This window comes from Pedobacter soli (assembly GCF_900101435.1).
Classification (GTDB): domain Bacteria; phylum Bacteroidota; class Bacteroidia; order Sphingobacteriales; family Sphingobacteriaceae; genus Pedobacter; species Pedobacter soli.
In genome coordinates this window covers 217967-236420 of sequence record NZ_FMZH01000006.1, presented here as the reverse complement: position 1 = coordinate 236420, position 18454 = coordinate 217967, and the positions used below count along the sequence as shown (strand labels likewise).

Below are 18454 nucleotides of genomic sequence, written 5' to 3'. Positions count from 1 at the left end.
TAGTTTTTTTAGGTGTTAGTCCAGATTTGTAATCTGGACTTTTCGTATTCCGGATTTCAAATCCGGCTCTCAATTGTAGATCTGCCATCCTGATCCTGTCGAAGGACCTGCTAAATATTTACCTGGCGTTTCGACAAGCTCAACGTGACAGTGTTGGATTTTAAATCCTTTTCTCAGCGATCGGGATTACAAATCCCGACCAACTGTAAATTGTATTTGCTCCTCAGCTAATTCAAGCTCTTGTTTTTCGTCTGCTATACTAAACTGCTGGAAAGCAATGCGTTTTTCTACTTTGTAAATTTCGAAACCCAGTACGGCATTGATAATAGAAGCGTTGCGGTAAGCGCCCATGCCCAAATCAGGGGTTACAAAACCGTGGGTATGCAATTCGGCATTCTGAACAAAAATTTCATCTCCGTTTACATCAATGGCATAATTGCGGTGCACCTGAAAAAGTCCGTCGGCATTGCGGCCAATGCGATCTTGTATTGGGGTTAAAAACTTAGGCTCATTGTATTTGTAACCTGTGGCCAGTATCACAAAATCGGTAGCTACGCTGAAATCTTTTTCGCTCTCTGTATGGTAAAAATCGAGTTGATAAGAACCGTCGTTTTCGGTTAAATTGTTTAGCTGGCAGTTGGGCATCAGTTCGACATTTATTTTTTCGCCATCTACGCTCAACTCATACAGTTTATCAAAAATCTGGTTAATTAAATCGAAGTTAATGCCTTTGAACAACGAATTTTGCTTGCTTAACAGTTGCTTTCGTTTTGCATCAGTCAGGTTGTAGAAGTGGTCTACATACTCTGGCGAGGTCAGTTCCAATGTCAGTTTCGAATATTCCATCGGGAAAAACCGGTCAGGACGCGTAAACCATTTCAATTGCAATCCGTTTTCAGTCTCCGGTAAAAGATCGTAGAAAATCTCTGCTGCACTTTGTCCTGAACCCACTATCGTTACCGTTTTTTGTTGTAAAATACTTTGTTTAAACCGGAGGTACTCCGAAGAATGTATTGCATTTTTATGCAAAGCCGGTTTAACAAAATCAGGCACCTTTGGCCCCGTTCCGGTACCCAGCACAATTTTTTTGGTGAAAATTGTCTCAGTACTTCCGGAGCTTTGGTTAATGCGCTCGACCTCGTAAATACCATCTTTGTAATGTATAGCGGTAACTTTTTGCTCAAACTGGCAGTTTGGCAAGTGGCTAATCGCCCATCTGCAATAAGCATTATATTCTTTGCGCAGCACAAAGAAATCTTCCCTGATGTAAAATTTATACAAACGATCTGTTTGTTTCAGGTAATTTAAAAAGCTGTATGAGCTGGTTGGATCGGCTAAAGTAACCAGATCGGCCATAAAAGGTACCTGCAGGGTAGCATCGCTCAGCATCATACCGGGGTGCCAGTTAAATTCGCTGGCCTGGTCTAAAAATAAGGTCGATAAACCGTTAATTGGCGCACATAAGGCAGCAAGCCCCAGGTTAAAAGGGCCAATACCTATGCCTACTATGTCGTATATTTTTTGGTTCTGCATTAGGCTTCCTCCGTTTCAAATGGTGCTAATTTGGCCTGTGCGTAGGCTTTGGCTTCAGGGAATTTTTCCCAGTACCAATCGCGGTAACAAAAGGTTAGATTTGCCTTTTTGTAAGGCATTTGAATTACTTTTTCGAGCTTAAAGCCTAGTCTGGTGACGAAAATATGCATGGCGCGACTTTCAACTGCGGCTTCGCCAATGCATTTACCCACTTCTTTCTGTTCAAAAATAAAGTCCATTAGCGCCTGACCGGTTTCAAAACTGTATTTTTTATCTTTATCGGTTGGGGCAATGAGCAGGTGTGCGCCATAATCAGTCGTTAATGCCTCATAGCAGGCGCCAACGCCATCGCGCATGGGCCAGTAAGGCTCAATGGTAAAGGTGGGTTCGCCGTTTATCTCGCCAATAAAGCTGTGCGAGGCATCGTTAGGCAATAAGGTCCGGTAAAAAAGTTCAAGCCCTTTAATTGGTCCGTCCATTTTCCAGATGGGTTTGGCATGTTCCTGATTAAACCAATCGTGTACCATTTCCAGATCGCGGTCGATATCAAAAGGCCGGATGTTAATCGTCACATCTTCTTTAGGGAAATATCTGCTGTAAAGCACTTCTTTGGTTTGTGGTTTAATCAGGTTCTCGGCAAAAAGATACTTAGAGAGCGGATTTGGAAATTCGCGGTAAATGGCCGGATTATCAATCGGGGCGCTCGCTTCGTCAATATTGCAAAGGTTGGTGAGCAGGTTGCCCTTTACTTCCCAGCTGCGGCGATTAATTATGTAGTCAACCAGACCAGTGGTATCGCTGTTTTCGAATTGTTTAAATTCTAAATAAACCAGATCGATCAATGTTTTTTCATCGGCAAGACCATTGCTTGCCAAAGCGTTTACAACACCTAAAATATTATTGATAAGCAGATAGTAGGTCAGTTTCGGAATAATGTATTCATTCGGTAATATCGAACCGCTTTCTGCCGCAATTTCTGGATATGCCTTTTGTAGCACATCAGCTTTACTTTCGCTAAAAAAATAGCCCTGGTTATCCCTGAAATACAGTTTTGCCGGATAGAAGTCCTTATCCAGCTCTACCATTACATTTTGCTGGTGAAATTCGAAAGCCATTCCGTAATTATTGTACAGGCCTACAATAGGTGCTACGCAAAGGTGCAGGTATTGTTTAAACCAGTTTACGGCAGTGTGAGCAAGGCTTTTGTTTTTATTAATCGAGGCCTCTTCAATTACATGTACCAATCTCGGTTTTTGACCAAGCAATCCATCCTGACATAAAGCTGCGAGGAGGGTTACGTTTTTTTCAGCTTCTTCACCTTTAAACGGATTGTGCCTGATGCTGATGTTAAAACCATCGATGTTTTGACCCTGATAATTCACAGTAATAAAAGCCGGGTCGGTAATGAATTCGATTTCGGGGAATTCGGCTTTGGCCGCTTTGCCTAATGTAGTTTTGAACAGTTTACTTACGTCGTAACCCCGGTGCAGTTCCCTAACCAGGTTAACCCGTTGCGAATTGGTGATTTTAACATGCAAAGAAAATTTAAGCATCCAATCACTCGCCGCATTATATACCGTTCTTACTGATGAGGTTGGAGTATAAGCTTCGCCAAATTGCCCAAGGTAAAACAGTAGCTTTTCGGCTTGCATGGCTTGTACTGCAGGTTGATTTAGCAGATAACCAGCTTCCCAAGGGTGCATGGGTACCACTTTATGGTCAGGATATTGATCCAGCAAAGTGATGGTTTCCGCATTGGCCGATTCTGAAAGTTCAATTCGGAACAGATCGGTAATATCAAAACCTTCCGCATTTTTCTCGGTAATGTTAGCTGCGGCAATTAAAAAATAACTGAGCTGAAAACTACCTTTTGTTTCGGGTGAATATTTAAAAAGTTCTTCATCGTTACTAAATCCTGAACGGCCTTTGGGTAGGGGGTGAGCATTGTGACCTAAGAAGAGCGATTGTTCTGCCGCTATAAAATTCATTTTGGCAAAATTTACCGGCTTGCCGTTTTGCTGAAAAAAGGAAAGGAATTTTTGGAGGTTTTCTACGCTATTGGTTAAACGTTCGTTTACTACACCGCTGGCTACGTCCGGAAACTCGCCTGCACTAAATTGTACGGCCAGTTCCATAAAACGATAAATATCAATGCTTGCAATTGCATCCGTTTCAATATTTCGTGCTATAACCGGAAAATTAAATACATGCCGGCCGCTATCCGCGTAAAATTTTAATGGGGCATAAACTTCATAGCCAATGCAGCTAAAATCGAACCTGATGTGTAAACGATCAGTTGTTGTTACCAGATAATCAGCCAACGGGGCATCATATTTCGGAATGCCTGCATAGCGGGACCAGTTGGTAAATTCGCGACAATAGCTGTTTAGGAGCGCATTAAAGTTAGTTTCTTCTGAAATCTGCTGAAGCTTGATTGAGTCTAACGTATTCGTTTCCATGTTTTTTAATGATTTTAATGATGTTTTCAATATCGCTGATGGTAGTAAGCGGGTTTAGTAGGGTAAATTTGAGGTAGAATTGCTGGTTAATCTTGGTGCCGGCCACCAGGGCTTTACCTTGATTAAACATGGCTTTTTTGATATACTGGTTCATGGCGCAAACATCCAGTTGCAAGTTTTTAGGGCGGTACCTGAAAACCAGCGCACTGATATCCGATTCATTCATAAGCTCAATGTCCTGATCGGCCTGCAGTAAACTGGCTATCTCCGCGGCGGTTTCAATAATGGTGTCAAAATAACCACCCAGTTTATCGCGACCCATCATGCGGAGCGTAAACCAGAGTTTTAGTGCATCGAAGCGGCGGGTAGTCTGGATCGATTTATTCACCTGATTGGGTAAGCCATCTTCGTCGTGGTCTTTTGGGTTTAAGTAATCAGCATGGTGTGTTATCAGGTTAAAAAAGTGTTTGTCGCGCACCAAAAAACCGCTGCTGCTTACCGGTTGGAAGAAAGATTTATGATAATCAACCGTAACCGAATGGGCCATCTCAATGCCGTTAAGCAGATTACGATATTTATCAGTAAGCAATAAACCACAGCCATAAGCTGCATCAATGTGGAACCAGGTATTGTATTTTTTACTGATAGCAGCGAGTTGCTGCAGTGGATCTACGTTACCGAAATCGGTGGTGCCGGCTGTACCTACAATGGCAATCGGGATGTTGCCCTGTGTAAGTTCTCGTTTTATGGCATCTTCAAGCAGTACCGTATTCATCCTGAAACTACGGTCGGTTTTAATTTTGATCACCGCTTTTTCGCCGAGGCCTAAAAGAGAGGCGTTCTTTTGGATGCTGAAATGTGCTTTTTCGGAAACAAAAATCCTGAAACGTGATGCTTCTGCAGGTAAGCCATTCACTTTTATGTTGTGGTTCAGCGCTGTGATGGCATAATGATCGCGGGCCAGTAAAAGCCCCATTAAATTGCTTTGCGTACCACCACTCGTAAAAATACCATCCGCTTTTTTGCTGTAGCCAATCTGGTCGCAGGTCCATTCAATTAGTTTTTGTTCAATTAATGTGCCGCCTGCGCTTTGGTCCCAGGTATCAATAGAAGAGTTGATGGCCGAAATCATCACTTCGGCGGCGACGGCCGGAATAACAATAGGGCAATTTAAGTGCGCAATGTAGGCCGGATGATGGAAAGCAACCGCATGACTGGTGTAAAGCTGTTCTACTTCTTTCAGTAGCGCATCATAGTTGTCGTGGGTCTTTTCAAACTCAATGGCATCGAACAGGGGTTTCAGTTGGGCTGGCGATACCCCACTAAAGGGCTGTTGGTTGTGGTTCAAAAATTTTTTTACCGCCTGGGTAACCTTGCCAACAGCATGGAGGTATTCTGCTTCGTTTTCATGGTGAAAGATTTCCCTGGCCGGACTTTCGGTAAGGAAATCTAATAATTCGGGTTTTTCTAGGTCTGATGTAAACATTAGTTTTTCAAATTTTCAAATCATTTAAAGTCAATTAGGCATTACAGTACCAGGCTTAAAAGCCGGTAATTTTTTACTGATAAATTGGTTAGTTGGGTACTTAAAATAAGTGTGTATTGTAGACTATAATCTCGACTGCTAAGGTATATTTTTATTTAGATCGATTAAAAATAATATTTAAAATAATTTTAAATATTTGTTAATAAGTTAGTTACGATCATGTTTTCTGCTTCTTTTACAGGTTTTTTGTAAAATATTCGCTTTGTTTTATTTGGATTTAATCCAAATAAATGATTGTTTTGCAGAAAAATAAATCATTGAATGAAAAATCTATACTTAATTGCAATCCTGATCTGTGGATGTATCCTTACAGGTAAAGCCCAGACCATAACCGGCAAGGTTGTGGGCGAAACAGCCCCCTTAAGCGGAGCAAATATTAAAGTGCAGGGGAAAAATACTGCGGTAACTACTGGTGCCGATGGTAGCTTTGAACTTGCATTAACCGAAGGTGCTCATCAGCTACAGGTAAGCTATGTGGGTTATGTAACCGTATTACAAAAGGTAAGCCTGACCAAAGGGCAAACCCTTAATTTAATCATCAACTTAAGTCCTACGGCCAACATGCAGGAGGTGGTAGTGGTATCGGCCCGTAAACCAACCAAAATAAGCGAGATACCTGGTACGGTTTGGGTGGTAGATGGTGCAAAAGTGCAGGAGCAGGTTAAAGCGGGTGTACCTTTTAAACAGGCTTTGGCACAATTGATTCCGAGTTTAGATGCCGGACCTGAAGGTCGCACCAACTACGGACAGAATCAGCGCGGCAGAGATGCTTTGGTGATGATTGATGGGGTATCGCTTAACAATACGCGTGGTGTAAGCCGTCAGTTCGAATCTATCGATCCGTTTAATATCGAAAGAATTGAGGTGTTATCGGGTGCAAGCGCTGTTTACGGTGGCGGTGCTACGGGTGGTATCATCAATATCATTACCAAAAAAGGACAAGATAGTCAGCCGAGTTTTACCACGCAATTGGGGGTACGTAGTGGCCTGAAAGAAAAAAGCGATCACGATGTTCGTGTAGCACAAGCCATTTCCGGCGGTAGCAAAGACTGGAACGGCCGGATTGGTATTGCTTTCCAGAAAAACAATGCGGCTTATGGTGCCGATGGAAAACAGATTTTTACCGACATTACCCAAACCGATTTGCAGTACAACCAGTCGTTCGATTTTTTTGGTAGTACTGAGTTTAAGTTAACTGATTATCAAAAGTTAACGGTAAACGCTCAATATTACAATTCGGGTTACCGTGGTAGTAAAGACCTATTTTTAGGAACCAACTATGCCGGATTATTGTCAAATGCAACGCTTTTGCAAATGAGAGACGGTTATTCTTCAGATGTTGATCCTAAAACAAGTCGTGCCAATATTAACGCGAATTATCAGGCCAGCGATATTTTAGGCGGGCAAACGCTTTATGTACAGGCTGCTGCCAGAAATGAGCAGTTTAGTTTTCACCCTTTTCCGGGGCAAGCTGCAATACCAGGCGTATTGTATAGTGGTTCATCAATCCAAAACACCAATTACAGTGCGTTAAAACTGGTATTGAACAAAGACTGGAATAAATTAAACCTTACTTACGGTATTGATGCCGATAACGAAAATTTTAATGCTCAGCAAGCCCTATTCGATAGGGTAAAAGCTGCTACATCAGGTGGTTTAATCAATACTACGGTTGCTACTATTGCCCGTTATCCTAACTTCAGGGTAAATGGTTTATCCGGTTTTCTACAGGCGCAGTTTAAACTGGCCGATTTCTTAACCCTATCGGGTGGGGTTCGCCAGCAACGTATGTTTGTAAAAGTTGGCGATTTTGTTGGTATCGCAGCTGCTGTGCCTTTGGCTTACGGTGTTGGTCGTACGGCTGCTACAATTGCCGGTGGAAGCAACCACTACGATGTAAATCTGCTTAACGGTGGTTTGGTATTTAAAATCAATGCCCCTCAACAAGCCTGGTTTAACTATTCGCAAGGATTTAACCTGGCCGATCCTGCAAAATATTATGGTCAGGGAACTTATACTTTGGCTGGTACCAACTGGAATTTAGGTAATTCGATCAATGTGGGCAGTTCTCCTTTAACCGGTATTAAAACTGATCAGTATGAGGCAGGTTATCGCTATCGTACCGGAGTATTTAATGCTCAGCTTGCCGCTTTTTATGCCTTATCAGATAAAAACGTGAAAACCAACAGCACTTTCAATATCGAAGTGTATGATGAGCATGTTAGAAACTTAGGTGTTGAGGGATCACTTTCATTAAACCTGAAAAATGGTTTCGAGGCTGGTGCAAACGGCTTGTACATCAAAACCCAGAAACAAAATGCTGATGGAACCTGGTCATTGCAGGATGTAACAGTATCTAGTCCGTCTAAGCTGGCAGGTTATTTGGGTTACAACGGAAAAGTATTTGGCTTAAAAGCGCAGGTTTTCCACTCGTTTGATTCGAAAGGAATTGCCACCAACTTAAAAGAATACGAACTTAAAGGTTATACTACAGTTGATTTATTGGGCTCGGTTAAAGTATTTACCGGAAGCCTGTCTATCGGTGTTCAAAACCTGTTGAATAAAAATTACCAGACAGTTTGGAGCCAGCGTTCATCAATTTTATACGCTGCTTTGGCTAAACCAGAAACTTTTTATTATGCCGGTCGCGGCCGCACGTATAATGTAACGTATACGCTTAATTATTAATTAATAGAAAATCGTCATTGCGAGGAGGAACGACGAAGCAATCTTACCACTATGGGTTTGGCCAAATTCAGGTAAAGCTCAGCAAGCGTATTAGGATTGCTTCGTCGGCTGAAAAAGCCCTTCTCGCAATGACGATTTCTTATTCTTAGTTGCTCTAAGGTGGTAAAAAACAATTTTACTTCCGTTTCAACTCAATCACCGTAATCTCCGGCCAGATGCCAATCCGTCCGGAAAAGCCTAAGAAACCAAAACCCCGGTTTACATTTAAATACCTGTTATTCTCGGTTTTAATCCCGGCCCAATGTTTATAGCGGTATTTCACCGGGCTCCATTTTATCCCAAAAGCCTCAATACCAAACTGCATACCATGGGTATGGCCAGCCAGCGACAATTGTATGTTGGAAGGATAATTTTTTACCTGTGCATCCCAGTGTGAGGGATCATGCGATAACAGAATTTTGAAATCACCTGTAGCGGTGTTGGCCAGTGCCTTATTTAAATCGCCACGTTCCCCAAAACCAATTCCCCAGTTCTCTATCCCCGCCAGGATAATTTTTTCGCCGTTTTTATGCAGTTCTACATGTTCATCCAGCAAAAGTTTAAAACCAAGTGCTTTGTGGTAAGCTTTTAACTGATCGAGATTTTTAATCTTCTCCGCTTCGCTCGGCCATTTTACATAATCGCCATAATCGTGATTACCCAAAACCGAAAATTGTCCGAATGGGGCTGTAATTTGCGAAAAATGACCAATATAGGGAACAATCTCTGAAGCAACATTGTTAACCAGATCGCCGGTGAACACAAACAGGTCGCTTTTTTGCGCGTTAATTAAATCAATACCCTTTTGTACCGCTTTCGGATTGGTAAAACTGCCTGCGTGCACATCCGAAATTTGGGTTAAAGTAAAACCATCGAAAGCCTTTGGCAAATCGTCGAAATACAAGGTGTGTTTAATTATCCTATATGCATATTTACCCTGGGTAATGCCGTAAGCAAACAAGGCAATGGTTAAGCAAAACATCGCAAAAGCAAAATAAACCCAATTGTTACTGCGCGCTAAAAGATGAAAACCATTGCCATTGAAGCTCCCGGTTACACTGAACAGGAAACGGTATACATCGCCCAGCAGCAAAACAATTGCAAAAACAACCTCTGCAGTAAAAATGATCAGAAAAGTGTGACTTACAATCTGAAAAAATCGGTTAATACCCTGTATGCGCATTTGTTGTATCGCATAAAACAGTGCAAAGGTTAAACCTACTATAAACACCCAGAAAACCGGGCTAAGCCAGGTAGATTGATTTAAGGTGCCCAGACCCGATAAAACGTAGCCATTTAAGGCAAAAAACATAAATGCTACAATAAGGAGCGGGATAATATTGAGTTTTCTTTTCATTACAAATTGGTAAGAGGCATAAGTTAAATGTAGGGCTTAAACGCAGATAAATTACCTGCAGTTTGCAACTTGGATTATTTTTACGCTTCTTTGATTAATTGTATCCTAAAAGATTGAGTTTCTAATTTAAGATAAACTGCTTGCAGGTTGAAAACCAAATCCTGCTGAACGGCGTATTTTAATAATTTACTTTCTTTTATTAGCTTTGTGCGAATATGCTGTCGAAAAAAACAAAATACGCCATAAAGGCACTTGTTGCGCTTGGTAAAAATTTAGATAAACCACCTATGCAAATCTCAAAAATTGCAGAGGAGGAGCATATCCCAAAAAAATTCCTGGAGCAAATTCTGCTCGATTTGCGTAACGCCGGCTTTTTATACAGTAAAAAAGGAGCCGGAGGTGGTTACAGCCTGAATAAAAAGCCCGAAGAAATCCTTTTGGTACACATCATGCGCGTTACCGATGGCCCTATTGCCATGGTGCCCTGTGCCAGTTTAAATTTCTACCATAAATGCGATGAATGCGAAGATGAAAAAACCTGTGGAATCAGAAGTGCATTTATCGATGTAAGGGATGCTACACTGAAGGTTTTAAGCGAAACAAGCATTGCTGATGTAATTAGCCGTGAGGATACGCTGAAACTGGCAATCGAAAAACTGTAAGAAATTATTTTAATCATATTGTGGAAAGGTTGGTGTCTGCACCAACCTTTTTTTATTGGCTGTTCCGGTCGGTGAGGGCACCAACCGGTAAGATATTCTACTGGTTGGTGTCATCACCAACCAGCTTAGTCTTTACTCAGTCGATGAAATGCTAAGCACATTCTTCAAAAATAAATTTTCACTCATCAAAATACTTTAACAAACGATTGCGCAGTATAAAGAAGGCTAAAAATCAATAAAAAACTTTCGCTAAGGGTTTACAGATTAACACCCTATCGTAATTTTTTTCAAGAAAAATTACGACTATTCCTATATACTTTATATATTTGACGGATGAACCTAAATTTTATACTTAACAGAGCCGCTATCAGGATGATGTGCTATTGTTGTAAACAACAGTAACAGGGAGCCTATAGATAATTTAAGTATAAAATATTAGATGCTTCCCGGTAAAGGGGAGCATTTTTTGAATAAAGCTAACAACACATATGCAAACTTTCAGAACAGAACTCGAAAACAATATTGTCGAGCAGGACATTATCGATTTAGAGAATAAAATTAAAGCCTTTCGGGATGGTACCATCCACGACGAGAAGTTTAGGAGCCTGCGTTTAGCACGCGGTGTTTACGGACAAAGACAGCCAGGCGTACAAATGATCCGCATTAAATTGCCTTTTGGGAAAGTTACTTTTAAGCAATTATTGCGCATTGCCGATATTGCCGATGAGTACGGAAGCGGCAATTTGCACTTAACTACCCGTCAGGATATTCAGTTGCACTATGTGAGCTTAGACCGCACACCGGAGCTTTGGGCTAAATTGGAGCAAGATGATATTACCTTGCGCGAAGCTTGCGGTAATACCGTGCGTAACGTAACAGCATCGCCAAATTCGGGCATTGATAAAGATGAGCCATTTGATGTTTCACCCTATGCTCATGCGGTTTTTAAATACTTTTTGCGTAACCCGATCTGTCAGGAAATGGGGCGTAAAATTAAAATTTCATTCTCTTCGAGTGATAAGGACACTGCATTTAGCTACATTCACGATTTAGGTTTCATTCCAAAAATTAACGAGCAGGGCGAACGTGGCTTTAAAGTTTTGTTTGCGGGTGGTTTAGGTGCACAACCTTTTTTAGCTAGTGCTGTTCACGAATTTTTACACGAAGATCAGATTATCCCCTTTACCGAATCGGTACTCCGTGTTTTCGACCGTTATGGCGAGCGTACCAACCGCAATAAAGCCCGTTTAAAATACCTGGTGCAAAAATTAGGTTTAGACGAAGTTTTACGCCTTGTTGCCGAAGAGCGCGTTGCCAATAAAGTAAAAAGCTTTAAAATAGATTTAAATACCATCGCCGAACCCGTTTTGCCAGCTGAGCAAGATTATCCGGCGGTAGAGATATTAAATGAAACTCACTATAAACACTGGTCGGCTACTAATGTGGTAGAACAAAAACAAACTGGTTTTTATTCGGTTTACGTAAAAGTACAGGTAGGCGATATTAAAACAGATCGGGCAAGAGCCTTTGTTGATGCCATCAGACCTTATGTTGCCGACGAAATCAGGGTTACACAAAACCAGGGTTTATTGTTAAAGTATGTCCGTCAGGAAGCTTTACCGGCTTTATATGCTGCCTTAAATAAAATTGGTTTTACAACTGCCGGTTTCGATAGTGTTGCCGATATTACTACCTGTCCCGGAACAGATACCTGTAATTTAGGTATCGCCAACTCCATGACTTTGGCCGAGGTTTTAGAAGAGGTAATTTACACCGATTTCCCTGAGTTGATTTACGAGAAAAACATCAACATCAAAATCAGTGGTTGCATGAACTCTTGCGGTCAGCATGGTTTAGCCGAGATTGGTTTTCACGGCAGTTCGGTAAAAGCCGAAGGAAAAGTGGTACCGGCGGTACAGGTAATGTTAGGTGGTGGTACTGTTGGTGATGGTGTTGGGCGTGTGGCCGAACGTGTTATCAAGGTGCCATCTAAAAGAGCAACAAGCGTTTTACACTACATTTTGAATGATTTTAAAGCCAATAATCTGGCTGATGAGAATTTTCACCAGTATTACGATAGAAAAGGTAAAGACCACTTTTATCAGTTATTAAAACCACTGGCCGATTTAACCAACCTGCAAACCGAAGAATTTGTAGACTGGGGTCACGTTGAGCCTTTTGCTACCGCAATCGGTGTAGGCGAGTGTGCCGGCGTGGTAATTGATTTGGTTGCTACTTTATTGTTAGAAGCTGATGAGAAATTTGACTGGGCAAAACAAAACTTAGAAAAAGGTGCTTACGCCGATGCGATTTACCATACCTACAGTACGTTTGTAAGTGCAGCCAAATCACTATTGTTAGATAAAGGCGTAAACAGCAGCACACAGGTTGGCGTAATCCGCGAGTTTGACAATCATTACGTTGAAACCGGCGAATTTAACCTGACTACTAATTTTTCTGATTTGGTTCTTCAAATCAATAAAAACGAACCAAGTGCTGAATTTGCTCAAAAATATTTTGAACAGGCCGGTCAGTTTTTAAATCAGATTAAGGAAAAAAGGGCTGTATTGGTAAAGTGAGATTTGAGACAATAGATTTGAGATTTGAGAACTGCAAGGCTAAACGTCACGCACCAAACAACTCTTTATCCAGTCATTCAAAATTCAATAATTAAAAAGAAACATGGTTAATCAAAATAAAGAATCAAAAATTACCCTTCTGGGTGCAGGCCCGGGCGACCCTGACTTGTTAACCTTAAAAGGAGTAAAGGCTTTACAAACTGCAGATGTGGTGTTGTACGATGCATTAACCAATGAAGCTTTATTGGAGCATGCGCCTGAAGAAGCCATTAAAGTATATGTAGGCAAACGTTCAGGCGAGCATTCTTATCCGCAGGATACGATCAATAAATTAATGATCGATTACGCTTTAAACTATGGGCATGTAGTACGCTTAAAAGGTGGCGATCCCTTTGTTTTTGGCAGAGGGTATGAGGAGCTGGATTACGCAGCATCGTATAGTATTCCGGTAAGCGTTATTCCGGGTATTTCGAGTTCAATCGGCGTACCGGGTTTACAACAAATTCCGGTAACACACCGCGGCTTGAGCGAAAGCTTTTGGGTAATTACCGGTACAACCACTTCGGGTGAGGTATCGGCAGATATTTACCAGGCAGCACAATCGAATGCTACCGTAGTGGTGTTAATGGGACTTAAAAAACTATCAAAAATTGTAGCGATTTTTAAAGCCGCCGGAAAACACAACTTACCGACTGCAGTAGTACAAAATGGTTCGGCAGAAGACGAAAAGTTAGTAGTTGGTGTGGTAGAAACTATAGAAAGTTTGGTACAGCACGAAAATATTAAGGCTCCGGCATTGTTAATATTTGGAGAAGTTGTATCATTACATCCGTCATTTAAAAACATCATTAAACAATATGCAAGTATTGCCTAACCAACCCAATAATGCAGAATCTTTTTCTGAAGAGGAAAAAGGTAACCAGCTGTTTCCGGTTTTTGTGAAGCTGAATAAGCTGCGTACATTATTAATTGGTGCGGGTAATATTGGCCTCGAAAAATTAACGGCGATTGTGAACAACAGTCACCAGGCTAACATTACCATTGTAGCCGAAGTAATTTCTCCTGAGGTTTATACCTTAATTGCCAACTATCCGTTGGTTAAGGTGAAACAAAAAAGTTTTGATGTTTCTGATTTACAGGATATTGATATCGTTTTTGCGGCGACAAACAACAACATTTTAAACGAAGAGATCAGAAAAGTAACCAATGAAAAAGGTTTACTGATCAATGTGGCGGATAAGCCCGAACTTTGCGACTTTTATTTGGGCTCTATTGTTCAAAAAGGCGATTTAAAAATTGCGATTTCTACCAACGGGAAATCGCCAACCATAGCCAAACGTTTAAAACAAATTCTGAACGAAGGTTTACCAGCCGAGCTGGACGAAACTTTACAGAACATGAGCGCTTTGCGCCAAACCTTAAACGGCGATTTCTCTGCAAAAGTTAAAAAGCTGAATAAAGTTACCCAAAGCTTAATTAACCCTAAAAAGAGTTTTGCCGAGCGCAATATCAAATGGTTAATCTGGGTGGCTTCGGTTTTATTAATTGTGGCTATAGGCTTTTCATTGTGGAATACCGAGCCCGAGTTTCAGGCTTTCCTCATTAATATCGATCCATTATTCTACTGGTTTTTAGGTGCAGGATTTGTATTTGCCTTGATTGATGGGGCAATTGGTATGTCGTATGGTGTAACCACCGCATCCTTCTCACTGGCAATGGGTTTACCTCCCGCTTCGGCCAGTATGGCTATCCACATTTCGGAAGTAATGAGCAACGGAATTGCCGGCTGGATGCATTACCGCATGGGCAATGTAAACTGGAAACTGTTTAAAATACTAATCTTACCTGCCATTGTTGGTGCGGTGTTAGGCGCTTATATTTTATCATCTTTAGAGCATTACAGCGCTTATGTTAAACCAATCGTAGCTGTATATACCTTGTTTTTAGGTGGGATTATTTTAATGAAAGCCTTTAACATCAAGCGAAAAAAAGCCGATCAGAAAATAAAAAAAATTGGTTTACTGGGCTTTGGAGGTGGCTTTATCGATGCTGCTTTCGGTGGTGGCTGGGGTTCAATTGTACTTTCGAGTTTAATTGCCGGTGGCAGGCACCCATTGTTTTCTTTAGGGACGGTAAAAATCAGCCGTTTCTTTATTGCCACACTCAGTTCGCTAACCTTTTTTACCATGTTGGGTGGTAAACACTGGGAAGCTGTTTTAGGTTTAATTATTGGTAGTGCAATTGCATCGCCAATTGCTGCAAAAGTATCCAACAAAATTTCGGCGAAGACCATTATGGTTGCCGTTGGCATTATTGTAATGCTGGTAAGTTTGCGCAGTGTAATAATGTTTATTTTAAAATTAATTTAGTGATGGAACGTGTAGAAGAGATAAAAGAAGCACTAAAAGGCTTAAATACCATTGAAAAATTAAGATTTTTAGCCGATCGTTACGCAGATCGCATTATTTTTTCAACCAGTTTCGGTTGGGAAGATCAGGCCATCACACACCTTATTTTTGCCAATAATATTCCGATTAAGGTTTTTACTTTAGAAACTGGACGCTTATTCCCCGAAACTTATTACGTGTGGAACCGCACACTCGAGATCTATAACAAGCCTATTTATGCCTACTATCCTCAAAATGAACTTTTACAGGATATGGTAAACAGTAAGGGTCCGAGCAGTTTTTACGAATCGGTTGAAAATAGGAAAGAGTGCTGCTATATCCGCAAAATAGAACCTTTAAAAAGAGCATTAAAAGGTAATGAAATCTGGATTACAGGTATCAGGGCCGATCAAAGTGCCAACCGCGAAGATATGCACGATGTAGAATGGGATGAAGGCAACCAGCTGGTTAAATTTCACCCGATTTTCGACTGGACTTTAGATGATGTTAAGGCCTATATTAAGGATAACAACATTGTTTACAACACCCTGCACGATAAAGGATTTCCGAGTATCGGTTGCGCTCCATGCACAAGGGCCGTACAACCAGGCGAAGATTTCAGGGCCGGAAGATGGTGGTGGGAAGACCAAAGCAAAAAAGAATGTGGTTTACATGCAACTGAGGCGGAAGTGAAGTAGTTAAGTAAGAAGTGAGCTGCAACGGAAACGTTTCAACTGTACAACATTAAACTTTGCAATAATTTAACAACACAACACAAAACAAATATAAGCAGTTGAAAAAGGAACGGCGCTGGCATGCAACCTTCCAACATTTCAACAATCAATCATTTCAACATATTATAATGAGTACATATAATTTTGATTATTTAGATGAACTGGAGGCCGAGGCCATTCACATTTTACGTGAGGTTGCGGGGCAGTTTGAGAAGCCGGCCTTATTGTTTTCAGGTGGGAAAGACTCGATTACCCTAGTGCGTTTAGCTGAAAAAGCTTTCCGTCCGGGTAAATTCCCTTTTCCATTGGTACACATCGATACCGGACATAATTTTGAAGAAACCATTACCTACCGCGATAAAATGGTAGAAAGGATAGGCGAAAAACTCATTATTGGTTCTGTTCAGGAATCTATTGATCAAGGTAAAGTGGTAGAACAAACGGGTAAAAATGCAAGCAGAAATGCTTTACAAACCGTAACCTTGTTAGATACCATTGCCAAACACCAGTTCGATGCCTGTATAGGTGGTGCGCGCAGGGATGAAGAAAAAGCACGTGCAAAAGAACGTATTTTCTCTGTGCGCGATGAGTTTGGCCAGTGGGATCCTAAACGTCAGCGACCAGAACTTTGGAACATTTATAACGGTAAAATCCACAAAGGTGAAAACATCCGTGTGTTCCCAATCAGCAACTGGACTGAGCTTGATGTTTGGAACTATATCCGTCGCGAAAAAATCGAATTGCCAAGTATTTACTTCTCGCATGAGCGCGATGTAATTACCCGTAACGGACAGCTAATGGCTGCATCGCCGTTTTTAAATATGGACGATGAAGATGTTGTATTCCGCAAGCAAGTGCGTTTCCGTACCGTGGGCGATATGTCTTGTACCGCTGCGGTTGAGTCGGAAGCAACACTGATTGACGATATTATTGCTGAAATCAGCGCATCTAAAATTTCAGAGCGTGGGGCCCGTTTAGACGATAAAGTTTCGGAAGCAGCAATGGAAGACAGGAAAAAGGGAGGATATTTTTAAGAAGTAGAAAGTATTTAGTATCAAGACTGGATGCAAATTACAAATACAAATCTTCTAAATCGAAATAAGTTTGAGTTGAATGTGATAGACTTCAATATGTCTTGATACTTGATACTTTATCTTAATACTTAAAAACATGAACATATTAAAATTCTTTACAGCAGGCAGTGTAGATGATGGTAAGAGTACCTTAATCGGCCGTTTGTTATATGATACAGATTCTATTTTAGCCGATCAGCTGGAAGCTTTACAAAGCTCGAACCGTAAAAATGACGACGGAACCATTGACCTGGCTATTTTAACCGATGGTTTAAGGGCAGAGCGCGAGCAGGGCATTACCATTGATGTGGCTTACAAATACTTTCAAACCGAAAAACGTAAATTCATTATAGCCGATACCCCGGGGCACATTCAGTACACCCGCAACATGGTTACCGGAGCATCAACCGCTAATCTGGCCATTATTTTAATCGATGCCCGGAACAGTGTGGTAGAGCAAACCATCCGTCACTCGTACATTGTTTCGTTACTGGGTATTAAGCATGTGGTAGTTTGTATCAATAAAATGGATATGGTCGATTATAGCGAAACGGTTTATAATTCCATTATCGAAAAATATAAAGTGCTGGCTCAGCAACTTAAACTGGAAGATGTAACTTATATTCCGGTTAGTGCCTTAAAAGGCGATAACGTGGTGCAGAACTCTGGTAATATGGAGTGGTACGAAGGCGAGAGTTTGTTACATTTCTTGGAGCAGGTAGATACCGATCATTTAGACCGTTCGCAGCTGGCGCGTATGCCGGTTCAGTGGGTAGTACGTCCGCAAACCGATGAGTTGCACGATTACCGCGGTTATGCAGGCCGTGTGCTAAGTGGTACTTTTAACCTGAACGATAAGGTAAATGTATTGCCTTCAGGTGCAAGTTCTACTATCGAGAAAATTGAATTTTTTGATGAGGAATTGGATGCTGCACACGCAGGCGAATCAGTAATTATCCACCTGAAAGATGATGTAGACATTAGTCGTGGCGATACCATTGTAAATGCATCTGCCTTGCCGCAGGAATCGAAACTGATTGAAGCCGATTTATGCTGGATGGATGCACGTGCGCTGGATACTTCAATTATGTACAACATTCAGCATAACAGTAAGGTAACCAAGTGCAAAATCAGCGAAATTCTGCATAAGGTAGATATTAATACACTCGAAAAACATGCTGCTGAAGAATTTAAACTGAACGATATTGGTCGCGTAATTGTTAAAACAGCAGATGCTTTGGCTTTCGATCTTTATGATGATAACCGGGCTAATGGCTCAGCCATTTTGGTTGATAGCCGTACCAATTTAACAGTGGGCGCTTTAATGTTCAGGGCGGCAGTAGAATAAAAACAAGGGTGATGTGAGGTGGATGAATGATATAAATATCCGGCAAACC

At 41.2% G+C, this 18454-nt stretch carries 12 protein-coding genes; 8 read left to right on the top strand and 4 right to left on the bottom strand.

All coding sequences use genetic code 11. The features are described 5' to 3' along the window. Positions 1-186: 186 nt before the first annotated feature. The 3 genes from BLR37_RS14920 to BLR37_RS14910 are packed head-to-tail and all read right to left on the bottom strand — an operon-like array spanning position 187 to position 5478. On the bottom strand, positions 187-1533 hold the full coding sequence (locus tag BLR37_RS14920) for a lysine N(6)-hydroxylase/L-ornithine N(5)-oxygenase family protein (protein ID WP_090769877.1): 1347 nt from the start codon (positions 1531-1533) through the stop codon (positions 187-189). Further along, positions 1533-3992, bottom strand: coding sequence for a GNAT family N-acetyltransferase (locus tag BLR37_RS14915; RefSeq protein WP_090770103.1), 2460 nt, complete (start codon positions 3990-3992; stop codon positions 1533-1535). Before BLR37_RS14915 ends, BLR37_RS14920 begins: the two co-directional genes overlap by 1 nt. Further along, positions 3937-5478 (bottom strand): pyridoxal phosphate-dependent decarboxylase family protein, encoded by a 1542-nt coding sequence (locus BLR37_RS14910; RefSeq protein WP_090769876.1) that lies wholly within the window; start codon positions 5476-5478, stop codon positions 3937-3939. Before BLR37_RS14910 ends, BLR37_RS14915 begins: the two co-directional genes overlap by 56 nt. A 321-nt stretch (positions 5479-5799) precedes the next feature. Between BLR37_RS14910 and BLR37_RS14905 the strand changes: the two genes are divergently transcribed. Beyond that, a complete protein-coding gene (locus BLR37_RS14905) occupies positions 5800-8226 on the top strand; it encodes a TonB-dependent receptor (RefSeq protein WP_090769874.1) in 2427 nt (808 codons plus the stop codon). 175 nt (positions 8227-8401) lie between these two features. Here BLR37_RS14905 and BLR37_RS14900 read toward each other — a convergent pair whose 3' ends face one another. Further along, positions 8402-9622, bottom strand: a complete 1221-nt coding sequence (locus BLR37_RS14900) for a metallophosphoesterase (RefSeq protein ID WP_167356615.1) — start codon at positions 9620-9622, stop codon at positions 8402-8404. A 215-nt stretch (positions 9623-9837) separates the two neighbouring features. Between BLR37_RS14900 and BLR37_RS14895 the strand changes: the two genes are divergently transcribed. From BLR37_RS14895 to BLR37_RS14865, 7 genes are all read left to right on the top strand, one after another. Next, a complete protein-coding gene (locus BLR37_RS14895; RefSeq protein ID WP_039476907.1) occupies positions 9838-10284 on the top strand; it encodes an RrF2 family transcriptional regulator in 447 nt (148 codons plus the stop codon). 488 nt (positions 10285-10772) lie between these two features. Then, entirely contained in the window at positions 10773-12863 is a 2091-nt protein-coding gene (locus BLR37_RS14890; RefSeq protein ID WP_090769872.1) for a HEPN domain-containing protein, read from the top strand. Positions 12864-12966: 103 nt separating this feature from the next. Next, the gene (gene cobA / locus BLR37_RS14885) at positions 12967-13737 is read left to right on the top strand and encodes a uroporphyrinogen-III C-methyltransferase (RefSeq protein ID WP_090769870.1); all 771 of its coding nucleotides are present in this window, start codon (positions 12967-12969) and stop codon (positions 13735-13737) included. After that, the gene (locus tag BLR37_RS14880; RefSeq protein ID WP_090769868.1) at positions 13721-15232 is read left to right on the top strand and encodes a TSUP family transporter; all 1512 of its coding nucleotides are present in this window, start codon (positions 13721-13723) and stop codon (positions 15230-15232) included. The genes cobA and BLR37_RS14880 overlap by 17 nt, the downstream gene beginning before the upstream one ends. A 2-nt stretch (positions 15233-15234) precedes the next feature. After that, entirely contained in the window at positions 15235-15948 is a 714-nt protein-coding gene (locus BLR37_RS14875; RefSeq protein ID WP_090769866.1) for a phosphoadenylyl-sulfate reductase, read from the top strand. Between the two features lie 164 nt (positions 15949-16112). After that, positions 16113-17018 carry a sulfate adenylyltransferase subunit CysD gene (gene cysD, locus BLR37_RS14870; protein WP_039476915.1) on the top strand — a complete coding sequence of 302 codons (906 nt, stop codon included), beginning with the start codon at positions 16113-16115 and terminating at the stop codon, positions 17016-17018. 136 nt (positions 17019-17154) lie between these two features. Continuing rightward, a complete protein-coding gene (locus BLR37_RS14865) occupies positions 17155-18405 on the top strand; it encodes a sulfate adenylyltransferase subunit 1 (RefSeq protein ID WP_090769864.1) in 1251 nt (416 codons plus the stop codon). Positions 18406-18454: the final 49 nt, after the last annotated feature.